This window comes from Nocardiopsis listeri NBRC 13360 (assembly GCF_001570765.1).
In the GTDB taxonomy this organism is placed as follows: Bacteria; Actinomycetota; Actinomycetes; order Streptosporangiales; family Streptosporangiaceae; genus Nocardiopsis; species Nocardiopsis listeri.
This window is the reverse complement of sequence record NZ_BCSH01000084.1, coordinates 1-12,524: the sequence shown is the minus strand read 5'-3', so window position 1 is coordinate 12,524 and position 12,524 is coordinate 1. Positions and strand designations below refer to the sequence as shown.

Here is a 12,524-nt window from a genome sequence, read left to right as displayed (position 1 = left end):
CGGCCCATGGGGCCGTTCGGTCCCGTCGGGGGTTCACTCCTGGGGCAGCAGTCGGATGGTGCCGTTGTCGGTGCGCGCGGTGACGGTGCTGTCGGAGCCCTCGGAGGTGTCGATCCCGGTGTCGATCTCTCCGTTGTCCACCGTCTCGAAGACCGCGTAGGGGCCGTCCGGCAGGAGGAGGGTGGCGCTCCCGTTGTTGGTGCTGACCTCCACCTCCGAGGGTCGTTCGGTGAAGGCGGCGTCGATGGTGCCGTTGTCGGTCGCCAAACGCGCGGTCTCGGAACCGACCCCGTCGAGCTCCATGTCCCCGTTGTCCGACGACAGGTCCAGCGGACCGGAGGCGTCGAAGACCCGTACCGTCCCGTTGGCGCTGGTGACCTCCACACTGGAGGCGAACCCGGTGAGGGAGACGGGGCCGTTGTCGGTGCTCAGCGACAGGGGGGTGGCGGCGGGGATCGCCACCTCGTAGCGCACGTCACAGTCGGAGAAGACGGCGCAGTCCGAACCCAGGGTGAGGGTGTCGCCCTCCATCCCCCATTCGCCGCCGGCCTGGCCGGACGACTCCCGGGACACCCGTACCTGGTCGCCCTCGGCGGCGACGAGGGCGATCTCGGCGTTGCCGCCCTCCACGATCAGGGGTTCGGGCACCGTGTCGAAGACCTGTTCCTCGACCTCCTGGGGATCGCCGGCGCATCCCACCACCAAGGCCAGGGAGAGCGTGGCGACGACGGTGGTCAGGGTGCGCACGACCGGTCGGATCACGTGGTCTCCTCAGGTGCGAGTGGTGCGTCCACGACCGAGACCCAGCATACCCACCGGTAGCGCGGAACCGGGGGAGGGGAGAAGGTGCCGGGCCGGTCCCCGGAGACGGGAAAGGGGCCCACGGCGCGCCCGCGGGCCCCTGGAAGAGGGGAAGGCTCAGGCCAGGTCGTAGACCCGCACGTAGTCCACCTTCATCTCCTGCGGGAAATCGGTGGTCTCATCGGGGTAGCCGGGCCACTCGCCGCCCACGGCCACGTTCAAGATCATGAAGAACTCCTGGTCGTACACCCACTCACCGCCGACGTCCTCGGAGGTGATGGTGTTGAAGGGGACGCCGTCCACCGACCAGGTGATCGAGCCGGGCTCCCAGTCGATGGCGAAGACGTGGAAGTCGTCGGAGAAGTCGCCGCCCTCGGGGTGGTCGTAGGAGGCGCCCACGCCCTCGCCGCCCGAGTATCCGGGCCCGTGTACGGTGCCGTGCACCGTGCCGACGTCGCTGCCGATGAACTCCATGATGTCGATCTCGCCGGAGTCGGGCCACTCGGTCTCGGGGAAGTCCGAGCCGAGCATCCAGAACGCCGGCCAGATGCCCTGGCCGCTGGGCAGCTGGACGCGGGCCTCGACGCGACCGAAGGAGTGCTCGACGTTGTTCTGGGTGGTCATGCGCGCCGAGGTGTAGGAACCGTCGGCCTCCTGCCGGGCGGTGATGACGAGGTTGCCGTCCCCGTCGAGCGCGGAGTTCTCCCGGCTCTCGGTGTAGTTCTGCAGTTCCTGGTTGCCCCAGCCGTGGTCACCGGTCTCGTGGTTCCAGTTGGCGGGGTCGGGGGCGTCGCCGGCCGCGCCGTCGAACTCGTCGGACCACACGAGCTCTCCGGGTTCGGCGGCTTCGGCCGAGGTCAGGGCGCTGTTGTCGGCCGTGTCACCGCCGACCCAGGTCAGGGCGGTGGCGGTCAGGGCCGCTGCGGCCCCCAGGCCCACGGTGGCGGTCAGGGTGTTCTTGGTGCGCTTGCGCATCCTTGTCTCCAAGGGGGATCGGGGCCTTCGGGCGACCCGGACACGCGCGTGCTAGCGGGCCGCGCGCGGTTCCGACGGGTAATGACCCGAGACCGAGCTGAACAAGTGTTAAGTGACTGTAGGTGTGATTCCACTGCGTCACAAGGGGGTTTCGGAGAGATTTTGGGATCGCTCCCAAGGAGGGTTCCGATCGGGCCGCGGTACCGTTCTGCCGTGACCGCAACACGCCCCTCTCACCTGCCGGAACCCGCGTCTTTCGGTCCTCTCCGGTTGCGGAGCCGGTCGGCCACGATGACCACGGTCACGCCGGCCGCGATCGATACCAGGGTCGCGGAGAAGACCCACTCCCGCGATCCCCACGGCCCGTGGACCCGATCGGCCCCGCCACGCCATAGGGCCCGGGCCCGTGACGAGGCCGGGCCGTCCCCGGGGTGTTGGCCGGCCGAGCAACGCCTGGACCTGGCCAAGCACCTGCTGGAGGGTTCGGACCTACCGGTGGACCGCATCGCCGAACGCGCCGGTTTCGGTACCGGGGCCTCTCTACGCCTGCACATCCAACAGGCGCTCGGAGTGACCCCCAGCGCCTACCGCCGCACCTTCCGAGGCACGACGTGAGGGTGGTCAACCCGCCTGGACCAGGGATCGCGGGCTCGGTGGGGAAGACGAGAGATCCTCGGGCGCGGTCAGGTACCAGGCCTCCAGGGTGAGCTCGCTGAGCTCGTCCAAGTCGATGCGGTCCAGCTGTACCACCACCCAACCGAATCCGCCCGCGGTGAACTGCACCTCGAAGACGTCGGGGCGTTCGGCGACCAGTGCGGCCTGTTCGATGAGGGTCTGCTTGAGCCCCACCGTGGCGGTGTCCGGCCACAGGTAGCCGAACGGCCTTTCCCGCACCCGGAAGGTCGTGTAACGCCGTGACTTGGTACCGGTGCATTCCGGAAGCGCGCGCACCAACCGCAGGAACCGTTCGATCTCAACACCCATGGGATGAGAAAACCACACCCCACCGACACCGTCGCCACAGTGTCCGTGGCGCCCGCTCAGGTGGTGGGGCCGAACCAACGGGACAGTGCTGCGGACAGTCCCTCCTGGCCCTCGCCGACCCACACCACGTGGCCGTCCGGTCGCAACAGCACGGCGGGTACGTCCAGTGCTCCGGTCGGGTCGGCGACGTGACCGACCCGGTCCCGCCGACCCTTGACCGAGAGCCCGCCGGTACCGTCCACCAACAGCCCGCGACCATCGCGCACGAGTTCGAACAGTCGACCTCGTTCCAACTCCACGTCCCTCAGCCGCCGACCGAGCAGTTCGTGTCCTTCACCGACGTCGTAACGGACCCCGATGGCGGTGATCCGCTCGATGAGCAACCGGTTGGCGTCCTCCAGGTCCATCAGCTCCGAGACCAGCCGACGCACCGCCTGTGAGCCGGGGTCCTGCCTCATCAGCACGCCTTGGGCGCGAGTGCTGTCCAGTACGGTCTCGGCCACCGGGCGGCGTTCGCTCTCGTAACCGTCGAGCAGCCCCTCCGGCGCCCACCCCTGGAGGTCGGCGGCCAGCTTCCACCCCAGGTTGAAGGCGTCCTGGACACCCAGGTTGAGCCCCTGCCCGCCCAGCGGCGGGTGCACGTGCGCCGAGTCACCGGCCAGCAGCACCCGACCGACCCGGTACTTCTCGGCCAACCTGGTGGCGTCCCCGAAACGGGACAGCCAACGGGGCGAGTGCACACCGAAGTCGGTGCCGGCGGTCGCCCGCAACGCCCCGCGCAGCTCCTCCAAGGTCGGCGGGACGGCCCGGTCCTCGGCCATCCGCTCCGCCGGGACGACGACCCGGAACACCCCGTCCGCCGCCGGCCCCACACCGAAACGCAGCTGGGTCTCCCGGACCCGGGTGACCACCGCCATCACCTCGTCCATCGGCGTGGTCAGGCACACCTCGCCCAGAAGCCACTCGCCCTCGGCGGGCTCACCGGGGAAGCCGACCCCCAGCAGCTTGCGCACGGTGCTTCGGCCCCCGTCACAGCCCACCAGGTAGCGCGACCGCAACCGAGATCCGTCGTCCAGGACCGTGGTGACGCCGTCCTCGTCCTGCTCCAGGTCGACCAGCGCCCGACCACGCCGCACCCGCACGTCCAGCTCTTCGGCGTGCTCCCTCAACAGCCGTTCCGTGGCGGTCTGCGGGATGCCGAGGATGTAGGGGTGCGCGGTGTCCAGCCCCTCCGGAGCCGGCTTGGCGATTCCCGCGTACACCGACCCCAACGGATATCGCCGCCCCTCCTGGAGGAACCGGTCCAGCAGGCCGCGCTGGTCCATGATCTCGATGCTGCGCACGTGCAAGCCGAGCCCGCGCACCACCTTCGTGGGCTCGGTGTCCCGTTCCACCACGAGCACCTGAATCCCGCGCATCCGCAACTCCGCGGCCAGCATGAATCCGGTCGGTCCGCCACCCACCACGATCACGTCGAACATGAGCCCCCCATCGATATTCGGCTCACACATCCTCGTCACGGGTCCGTTCCGGGGCAAGCCCGATCCCCGACACGACCGGTATCGGTCAGGTCAGACAGGAACAAGGAGGGACGATCGCGCAGGCCAGCGTCATCGTGACCGTGAACGCCAGAGGGGCCGCGACGACCAGCCCCGCGAACACCGAACGTGCCCAGACCAGGGTGCGCGGACAGCTCGGTGAAGGCGCGACCTGGCGCCGCACCCGCTCGACCGGGCAGGCGCCGCCGATGGACAGCGTCGCGACGCCGTGCCCGTCCTCGGCCCCGGCGAGTCGCCCCAGCGCGTGAGCCAGCGGCCCGACCCCCACCCGGCGCACGGCGCGATCGTCGGCGGCCCACTCGACCAGAACGGACACACGCCGGGCGGCCTCCCGCAGCAGCGGAACTCCCGGAAAGGCCCGGTCCAACAGGCGTACCCAGCCGACCAACAGGTGGTGGCCACCGGCCAGATGGGCGCTCTCGTGCTCCAACACGGCCAGGGTCTGGCGTGGGGTCAGGGCCTCCAAGGCCCCGGTGGTGATGACGATCCGGCCACCGTCACCGGGCACGCAGTAGGCACCGAGCCGGCTCGAGGGCACCAACCACACGCGGTGTCCGTGCAGGACGCGGCGTTCGGCGCCCTCGCTCAGCTCCCGGTCGTGTCCGCGCCGCCAGGACCGGCCGGACCGACCGCGCAGCAAGCCGGTCCACGTCAGTCGGGCGACGGCGAGCAGGGCCGAGGCCAGGGCGACCCCGACGAACCCCAGCGCGCCGGGCCCCTGCCCCTCCAACGCTTGGAAGAGGTTCACGCACATGGCGATGACGCCCTTGACCGACGGCCCCAGGAGTTCGGAGGCCGCCACCACGACCAGGGCCGCGCACGAGAGCAACCACACAGTGCTCGCACCCACCCACAGCCCCAGCTCGCCGCGTGGCCCGGGGCCACAGTCCGTGGTGGCGCGACGCAGGAGGGCGGGGCCCTTGACGCTGAGCGCGACCACGGCGCACACCGCCACGAACGACCAGATCACGGCTCCTCCTCGGGGTGCTCGGCCAGGAGCGCGCGCAGGGTGCGCACCTCATCGGGGCTCATGCCGTCGACGAACCGCAGGAGCGTGGCCCCGGCGTCGCGGCCGTCCTCCAAGGCGTCGCGCATCCGTTCGGCCGCGTGGGTGGGGCGATCGCTCAGCGGTTGGTAGAACCAGAGGCGTCCCAGCCGTTCACGCCGCACCCACCCCTTGCGGCGCAGGTTCTCCAGGACTGTGGAGATCGTCGTGTAGGCGATCCCCTCGCGTGGCAACGAGTCCAACACCTGACGAACGCTCAGGGCGGAGGGGGAGGCCCACAACGCCTCCATGACCTTTGATTCCAACGACCCAAGGCCCGTGAGCATGGCATCCGTCTCCTGTGGACCGCGTCGCGGCGGTCGCCGCGCCCGCACCGGATTCTATCGGCCATAGAAGATGGTTCGTCGCGCGGAGGTGGTGTTCGTGTCCGCGACGGCCGAAGACGTGGGGCGTTCATCCCACCGGAAGCGCCGCGAACACCCGTGACTCGTCGGCGGTGGTGACCTCCACCAGGGCCGGGCCCGATTCGAGCGCGGCGGCGGGTGGTTCGGCGTGACCCTCCCACTCCTGCTCCACCGACCCGGTCCGTACGTCCAGTGCCTGGTGCGTGTCCGCGTCATCGAGGTAGAGGGTGGCGCCGGCCGCCCCGCGCATACGGGTGTCCTGACCCACGTCGTGCCGCCAGAGTGGAACGTGGCCCTCGTCTGTCACCGCCTGCACGCTCGACGTGTCCGGGTCCTCGGCGGGTGCGCCGAGGACCGCCGTACGGCCGTGCCCGAGGTCCAGGGACCGGGGCCGTCGATCCGGAGCGAGGGTGAGGAGCCGATCACCGGTTCGCAGGTCGTGCACCGTGTACAGCAGGGGTGCTCCCTCGTCGTCCTCGTTCCCGGAGGCCGCGCTCCACACGAGCGTGACCGCGGCCGCGGAGTCGTCGGCGGGGCGGGGGCCGTAACCGACCCGGACGTCCGACGCGTCCAACTCTTCGGGGATCTCCAGGTCGGTGTGGTCCCACAGATCCGCGCCGGTGGAGTCGACCGCCCGTAGCGCCTCGTCACGATGGACCAACACCACACCGTGGTACTCGTGCAGGATCACCTCGTCCTCGTGCTCGTCGGCGGTCACCGCGCCCGTGCCCGTGTGCAGGGCGACCTTGGGGCCCGTATGGTCGCTCATGACGCTCCCCTGGATGGCGGCGAACACCAACCCCGGGCCCACCAGGGTGCCGGGAACGTTCGCCGGGCCCCACACGAGTTCACCGTCGTCGGGACGGAACGCCGACGCGGTGGTCCTGGTGGCCAGGAAACCTCCGTCCGGATCCTTCTCCTTGTCCAGCAACACCACCAGTTCGGAACCGTCCCGTGGATCGCGCGTGATGACGAATCCGGTGCACTCGGGGTCGCGCTCGGTGGACCAGCGGGTCCGACCGGTGTGGTCGACCCCCAAGAACTCGACCGCGCCACCCTCCCGTTCCTGGACCACCCCGATGAACATCGACTCGGTGGCCTTGGGCTCGGAGGAGAACGGCGCCGCCCACAGGGGATCGGCCCGCAGCGGTGGGGGGAGTGGCCCGGAGACCTCCGGTGGAGGCGGGGCCGGGTCGTCGCGCGGCACCGTGTCGGAACCGTTCTCGCCCGGGCCCGCGCAGGCGCTCAGGAACAGCACCGCGACACCCGCCAGGGCCCCGAGTCTCTTCGTGGACGGCAACGTCAGCCCTTCTCGGAGGTCTCTTGGCTGTCGGCCTCGGTGGAAGCCCGCTGCCTGGCCCGCCAGGTGAACACGAGCACCCCGCCGACCACGACCGCTCCCAGGACCAGGGCCACGAGATCGGTCATCGTTCCCAACCGGGACAGCGATTCCTGGGCCCGATAGGCGAGCTGTTCCGCTCCCGCCATCCCGGGTAGGCCCGCCATGGACGCGGTGCCGTCGAAGGCGATGAAGAGCACTCCGATCCCGATGAACAGGCCACCGCTCAGCAGCGCGGTGGTGTGCGTGGTCAGTGGGCCCAAGCGCACCGATCGGCCGCGCAGCCACCGGCGGTGGCCCAGGTCGTAGCGGTCCCACAGCAGGGCCAGTACGAACATGGGCAGGACCATGCCCAGCGCGTAGGCGGCCATGAGGAACATGCCGCGCAGTGGGGTGCCGGTCGCCGCGACGGTCAGGACCGCGCCCAGGATCGGCCCCGAACAGAATCCCGCCAACCCGTAGACGGCTCCCAGTCCGAGCACCGACAGATGCCCCCGCCCCGAGGCGAACCTGCCCTGAGCCCGTGCCAGTGGCGCCCAGGTGAACCCCAGCCCCAGGATCTGTAGGACACCGAAGACGATGATGACGGCGCCCGCCACGTTGATCAGCGTTTCCCGGTGACCGTAGAAGAGCATGCTGACCATGGCCGACCCCGCACCGAGCGGAATCAGGGTCAGACACAGTCCGGCGTAGAAGACCGAGGTGCGCAGCAGGAGACGCCCAGGATCACGGAAGGCGTAGGCGAAGAACGAGGGCAGCAGCAGCGCGCTACAGGGGCTCAACAGGGCGAGCACGCCGCCCAACACCGCCGCGAGGAAACCGATGTCCATGTCCGCTCACTCCCCGGCCGCGGTCAGGGCGGTGTCGATGCTGTCGACGAAGACCGACAAGGGTTGGGCACCCATCACCGGATCCCCGTTGATGATGAAGGCCGGGGTGCCGGACACCCCGATCTGCTGGCCTTCGAGGAAGTCGGCGTCGACCCGCCCCAACAGCTCTTCGTTTTGAAGGTCGCCGTCGAAGCGTTCCAGGTCCACGCCGATGTCGTCGGCGATCTCCCGCAGGTCAGCTTCGGGGTCGGAGGACGACTTCAGTTCCTCCTGCCGCGCGAACACCGCCTCCTGGTACTCCCAGAAGGCGTCCTGCTCGGCGACGGCCAGCGCGCCCACGGAGAGGTCACGGGCCAGATCGCCCAGGTAGGGGAACTCGCGCCACTCGATCCGCAGGTCACCGGACTCGACATAGCGTTCCACGAGCTCGGGTTGGGTCTCCTGGGTCCAGGTGGCACAGTAAGGACAGGTGAAGTCGGAGTAGACGACCATCACCACCGGGGCGTCCACCTCGCCCAGAGCGGCGGGGTCGTCGGCCCCGCGCCGGGCCAGGCTCTGCCCCCACTCCCGCTGCTCCTCGCTGATCCGGCTCTCGACCGGTGGCTCGGCCTGGGAGGCGTTCGCGCCCCCGTCGCCGGGGTCCTCCTCCAGGGTGAGGCCGATGGCCACCGCCAGGACGACGGCGAGCAGCACCGCGCCGGCCAGCAGCAACGGCCCGGTGGTGGACGCCTTCGCTTGTGGGGGCATGGGGTACCTCTACTTTCTATGCTAGATAGAAAGTACTCTATGCTCCATAGAAACACGTGGGAAACGGGGGTATCCCCCGGTCGACCGAAGGGATGTCACGTGCGCGCATGGGGACTTCGACAGTGGGGCGTCGCGGCTCTGGGCACGGCCGCCACCCTGCTCCTGCTCGGACTGCCCGCCGTCCTCATCCCGAACGGACTGTTCGCTCGGGAGATCGAGCCGACCTGGTGGTCCTACCCGGTCTGGATCGCCACTTCGCTCCTGTCCGGCCTGGTCATGGCGACCTACGTGCGCGGCACGCCGAAGGTGGTGGAGCCGAGCGGTGACCGCGACGGGGGACGAGGGATCGCGGGTGCGGCCCTCGCGTGGTTCGCGATCGGCTGCCCGGTCTGCAACAAAATCGTCCTGTTGGCCCTGGGAACGAGCGGCGCCATGGCCTGGTTCGCTCCGCTGCAACCACTGCTCGCGGTCGCCGGCATGGTGCTCCTGGCCTGGGCCCTGCGATCCCGCCTGCGCGCCGCGAACTCCTGCCCGACCCCGGCCCGGACCGACTGACGCGAATACCCGATCGCCGCAGAGAACAACGGCCTACCCACCCGGCTCACGAACCGGAGTGGAGCAGGAGCACCCCGGCCACGGAAACGGCCGTCACCACGGCCGTGCCGGCCAAAGCCAGGAGGAACGGTCTCGGGCCGACCCGCAGGAGGCTTCCGAACCGGATCCCGGTACCGAGGGCGAACATGGCCGCGGTGAGGAGCGCGGTCTGCGCGACCTCGCCCCACCGGAGCGCCCCTTCGGACAACACCCCCGTGGAGCGCAACAGCATCATGGCTACGAAACCGACGACGAAGAGGGGGACGAGAGGAGGAAGCCTCCGCGCGGAGGGCGTGTCCGCGGACGGGACGGCCCGATGGGCCAGTCCGATCAGCACCATCACCGGTGCCAGCGTGAGCACCCGGGCGAGCTTGACGACGATCGCGAGGTCGAGGGCGGTGGCACCGAGCGCGCTGCCCGCCGCCACGACCTGGGCCACCTCGTGCACGGAAGCCCCCACCAACACGCCTCCGGCCTCCTCCCCGAGACCGAGTAGACCCACGAGGAGGGGAACGAGGGGGATCATCAGGGTCCCGAACAGTACGACCAGGGCGATCGCGGTGGCGGTCTCCTCGTGGTCCTCGGCGTCGTCCCCGAGAACCCCTTCCACGGCCGCGACGGCGGCGGCACCGCAGATGGAGAAGCCGCAGGCGATGAGCAGTCGTTGAGAGGGGCCCACCCCCCACATCCGACCGATCCCGAGGATGGCTCCGATCCCGACCGCCACCACGGCCACGACGAGGAGGATCACGTCGACGCCGAGCCCCACGATGTCGCCCAACATGACTTGCAGCCCGAGCAGTACGACGCCCAGCCGCAGCAGTCTCCTGCTCGTGAAGGCGAGTCCGGGTTCCACCGACGCGGGCAGCGGCACGGTGTTACGAAGGAGTGCCCCGAGCACGATCGCGATGAGCAGGGGGCTCACCGCCGGAAGCGCGAGTGTGACCGCGATGGACATCAGGGACGCCAGGACGCCCAACAGCAGTCCGGGGGCGAGCCCGCGCGCGGCCAGGAGCGTGCGGGGCGGCCACTTCGCGATGTCGGCCAAGTAGTTCATGCCTTGATGATTCTCCTGCGGACCTCGACCCGGTAGCCGCAATCCACCATCAGGGCATATCGTCAAGGATATGCCTGATCGGCCACTCGACCTCACCGCCCTGCGGGTACTCGTCTCCGTCTCCGAGAACGGGAGCATGTCGGCGACGGCCAGGCGCCTGGGCATGGCCCAACCCAACGTCAGCAGGGCCTTGGGCAGACTCGAACGTTCCCTCGGGTTCCGGTTGCTCGACCGAGGCCCTCGTGGGTCACGGCTCACCTCCAACGGCGCGGTCATCGCCGATTGGGCCCGTGAGGTGGTGGAGAGCGCGGACCGGCTCACCCTCGGAGCGGCCACCCTTCGCGCCGAGCACCGGTCGCACCTGAGGGTCGCCGCGAGCATGACCATCGCGGAGGCGCTCATGCCCGCGTGGCTGGCACGCCTACGCCGTGCCCACGACCGGCTCGACATCCGCCTGAACGTGCACAACTCCAAGACGATCCTCGACCTCGTCGAAGAGGGGGCCTGCGACGTCGGGTTCATCGAGACCCCGATCTTCCGTGGCGGCCTGCGGTTCGCCGACGTGACGCACGACCGGCTCGTCGTGGTCGTGCCACCCGGTCATCCGTGGTCTCGTCGGCGCCGTCCCGTCACCGCCGCCGAGCTGGCCGACACCCCACTCGTGGTGCGGGAAGCCGGATCCGGCACCCGGGACACCCTCGACGCGGCGCTCTCGGGACACGCCCCGGTGTCACCGGCCCTCGAACTCGTCGGCAACGCGGCGGTGCGGGTGGGTTGCGCCTCCGGAGCGGGACCGGCCGTCCTCAGCGAACTCGCGGTGGCCTCCTCGGTGCGCGGCGGCGAACTGGTTCCCGTCCCCACGATCGGGATCGACCTGGAACGCCGCCTACGCGCGGTGTGGCCGGGGAACGGGCCCGGACACGGAGTGGCGGGCGACCTCATCGCGATCGCCCGAGAACAGGACCGCGTTCGACCCGTGCCCGCGGAAGCCGATCGGCCTTCGCCCACTCGGAGCAGGGGCCGACCGTGACCGACGCGGCCGGTCCCTGCTCGCAGGGAACGCCGCGCACACGCACTTCCCCGCGGGAGGCCAAGGGCGCGCGACCTCGGTCTCCAGGGCGCGGTCGACCTGGGCCGGCGCAGACCTCGATGACCCCGTTCTCGCCCGTCACGCGTTCGCCGCGCCGAACCTTTCCCCGATGTGGGTCCTCTCGGAGGTGCGCCCACCGGGCCGGTGCACAGGGAACGTCCGGCTTCATCCGGGGAGGCGTCGGTAACGGACCGGCCGGCCCGGTGGCAGGCGCGTCTCAGTCGAGGATGGCCTCCGCTTCGACCTCGACCAGGACGTCGGGCTCGAAGAGGTGGTCCACTCCGATCGCCGAGAGTGGTGGCAGGGGCTGCGGGATCCCCAGCTCCTCGACGACGCTTTCGATCCCCGCCATGAATTCGGTGTACTTCTCCGGCTGCCAGTCGGTCACGAAGAACCGGAGGCGTACGACGTCGGAGAAGCTCGCCCCGGCTCCGGCCAGTCCCCGTGCGGTGTTGCGCAGGGCGTGGGCGAGCTGGCCGGCGAGGTCACCGGGCGAGAGGTGCTCGGCCTTCTCGTTCCGGGCGATCTGACCGGCGACGTGAACATGCCGCGTGCCGGTGGCGACCGAGACGTGGTGGTAGGGCACCGGTTGGAACATGCCTTCGGGGGTGGAGAGTCGGACGGCCATGGGATTTCCTTCCTCGGTGGGTGGTAGCTCATTGATACCTAGGCAAGAAAGGGAACTTCAACGAGACTAGGTTTCATGGACGAAACCACCCCTACTCAGGTCGACCACTCCCAGATCGTCGGTGAGCATCGTGAGTTGCTGGACCAGGTACTCGACAAGTGGTCGCTGCTGGTACTCGACAAGTTGTGCGAGAGCCCGCGTCGTTTCAACGAGCTGCGCCGGGTGATTCCGACCGTGTCGCAAAAGTCCCTGACCACGACACTGCGTCGGCTGGAGCGCAACGGCATGGTCGAACGAGTGGTCATCAGCACCCGGCCGGTCGCCGTCGAGTACCGCATCAGCGCGCTGGGGAGCACGCTTCAGGAACTCATCGACGCGCTTTTCGGTTGGGCCACGGCGTATATGCCGGAGGTGGGACGGGCGCGGGAGAGGTTCGACGACGAGCACGATGCCTAGGGGGAGAGGCGATGGAGAAGGGCGATAGGGAGGGGAGGGGGGAAACGGGCGTGG

General features: G+C 69.8%; 15 protein-coding genes and 1 pseudogene. 5 read left to right on the top strand and 11 right to left on the bottom strand.

Going from position 1 to position 12,524, the window contains the following annotated elements:
* Positions 1–33: 33 nt before the first annotated feature.
* Complete coding sequence (locus NLI01S_RS22125; RefSeq protein ID WP_157091102.1) at positions 34–762, bottom strand: DUF4097 family beta strand repeat-containing protein; 729 nt, start codon at positions 760–762, stop codon at positions 34–36.
* 156 nt (positions 763–918) lie between these two features.
* The gene (locus NLI01S_RS22120; protein WP_067607859.1) at positions 919–1,776 is read right to left on the bottom strand and encodes a glycoside hydrolase family 16 protein; all 858 of its coding nucleotides are present in this window, start codon (positions 1,774–1,776) and stop codon (positions 919–921) included.
* A 399-nt stretch (positions 1,777–2,175) separates the two neighbouring features.
* Between NLI01S_RS22120 and NLI01S_RS26515 the strand changes: the two are divergent.
* Positions 2,176–2,391: pseudogene (locus NLI01S_RS26515) on the top strand (helix-turn-helix domain-containing protein); the annotation flags it as partial.
* 6 nt (positions 2,392–2,397) lie between these two features.
* Here NLI01S_RS26515 and NLI01S_RS22110 read toward each other — a convergent pair.
* From NLI01S_RS22110 to NLI01S_RS22080, 7 genes are all read right to left on the bottom strand, one after another.
* Positions 2,398–2,760 carry an MmcQ/YjbR family DNA-binding protein gene (locus tag NLI01S_RS22110; protein ID WP_067607853.1) on the bottom strand — a complete coding sequence of 121 codons (363 nt, stop codon included), beginning with the start codon at positions 2,758–2,760 and terminating at the stop codon, positions 2,398–2,400.
* A 56-nt stretch (positions 2,761–2,816) separates the two neighbouring features.
* On the bottom strand, positions 2,817–4,241 hold the full coding sequence (gene rox / locus NLI01S_RS22105; protein WP_067607849.1) for a rifampin monooxygenase: 1,425 nt from the start codon (positions 4,239–4,241) through the stop codon (positions 2,817–2,819).
* 85 nt (positions 4,242–4,326) lie between these two features.
* Positions 4,327–5,289 carry a M56 family metallopeptidase gene (locus NLI01S_RS22100; RefSeq protein ID WP_067607847.1) on the bottom strand — a complete coding sequence of 321 codons (963 nt, stop codon included), beginning with the start codon at positions 5,287–5,289 and terminating at the stop codon, positions 4,327–4,329.
* A complete protein-coding gene (locus tag NLI01S_RS22095) occupies positions 5,286–5,651 on the bottom strand; it encodes a BlaI/MecI/CopY family transcriptional regulator (RefSeq protein ID WP_067607844.1) in 366 nt (121 codons plus the stop codon). Before NLI01S_RS22095 ends, NLI01S_RS22100 begins: the two co-directional genes overlap by 4 nt.
* Before the next feature lie 127 nt (positions 5,652–5,778).
* On the bottom strand, positions 5,779–7,029 hold the full coding sequence (locus NLI01S_RS22090) for a pyrroloquinoline quinone biosynthesis protein (protein WP_067607841.1): 1,251 nt from the start codon (positions 7,027–7,029) through the stop codon (positions 5,779–5,781).
* 2 nt (positions 7,030–7,031) lie between these two features.
* Positions 7,032–7,898: a cytochrome c biogenesis CcdA family protein gene (locus NLI01S_RS22085; RefSeq protein WP_067607838.1), complete on the bottom strand. Its 867-nt coding sequence runs from the start codon at positions 7,896–7,898 to the stop codon at positions 7,032–7,034.
* Between the two features lie 6 nt (positions 7,899–7,904).
* Complete coding sequence (locus NLI01S_RS22080; RefSeq protein ID WP_067607835.1) at positions 7,905–8,645, bottom strand: DsbA family protein; 741 nt, start codon at positions 8,643–8,645, stop codon at positions 7,905–7,907.
* A gap of 99 nt (positions 8,646–8,744) precedes the next feature.
* Here NLI01S_RS22080 and NLI01S_RS22075 point away from each other — a divergent pair, with 99 nt between their 5' ends.
* Positions 8,745–9,200, top strand: coding sequence for a hypothetical protein (locus NLI01S_RS22075; protein ID WP_067607832.1), 456 nt, complete (start codon positions 8,745–8,747; stop codon positions 9,198–9,200).
* 46 nt (positions 9,201–9,246) lie between these two features.
* Here the strand turns inward: NLI01S_RS22075 and NLI01S_RS22070 are convergent, their stop codons facing one another.
* Positions 9,247–10,296 (bottom strand): YeiH family protein, encoded by a 1,050-nt coding sequence (locus NLI01S_RS22070; protein WP_067607829.1) that lies wholly within the window; start codon positions 10,294–10,296, stop codon positions 9,247–9,249.
* A 70-nt stretch (positions 10,297–10,366) separates the two neighbouring features.
* Here NLI01S_RS22070 and NLI01S_RS22065 point away from each other — a divergent pair, with 70 nt between their 5' ends.
* Together NLI01S_RS22065 and NLI01S_RS26760 are read left to right on the top strand one after the other, a co-directional pair.
* The gene (locus NLI01S_RS22065) at positions 10,367–11,326 is read left to right on the top strand and encodes a LysR family transcriptional regulator (RefSeq protein WP_084392798.1); all 960 of its coding nucleotides are present in this window, start codon (positions 10,367–10,369) and stop codon (positions 11,324–11,326) included.
* Entirely contained in the window at positions 11,289–11,573 is a 285-nt protein-coding gene (locus tag NLI01S_RS26760; RefSeq protein ID WP_157091104.1) for an FAD-dependent monooxygenase, read from the top strand. Before NLI01S_RS22065 ends, NLI01S_RS26760 begins: the two co-directional genes overlap by 38 nt.
* 30 nt (positions 11,574–11,603) lie before the next feature.
* Here the strand turns inward: NLI01S_RS26760 and NLI01S_RS22060 are convergent, their stop codons facing one another.
* Positions 11,604–12,014 carry a RidA family protein gene (locus tag NLI01S_RS22060; protein ID WP_067607826.1) on the bottom strand — a complete coding sequence of 137 codons (411 nt, stop codon included), beginning with the start codon at positions 12,012–12,014 and terminating at the stop codon, positions 11,604–11,606.
* A gap of 75 nt (positions 12,015–12,089) precedes the next feature.
* Between NLI01S_RS22060 and NLI01S_RS22055 the strand changes: the two genes are divergently transcribed.
* Entirely contained in the window at positions 12,090–12,470 is a 381-nt protein-coding gene (locus NLI01S_RS22055) for a winged helix-turn-helix transcriptional regulator (RefSeq protein ID WP_067607823.1), read from the top strand.
* The last annotated feature ends 54 nt before the right edge of the window (positions 12,471–12,524 follow it).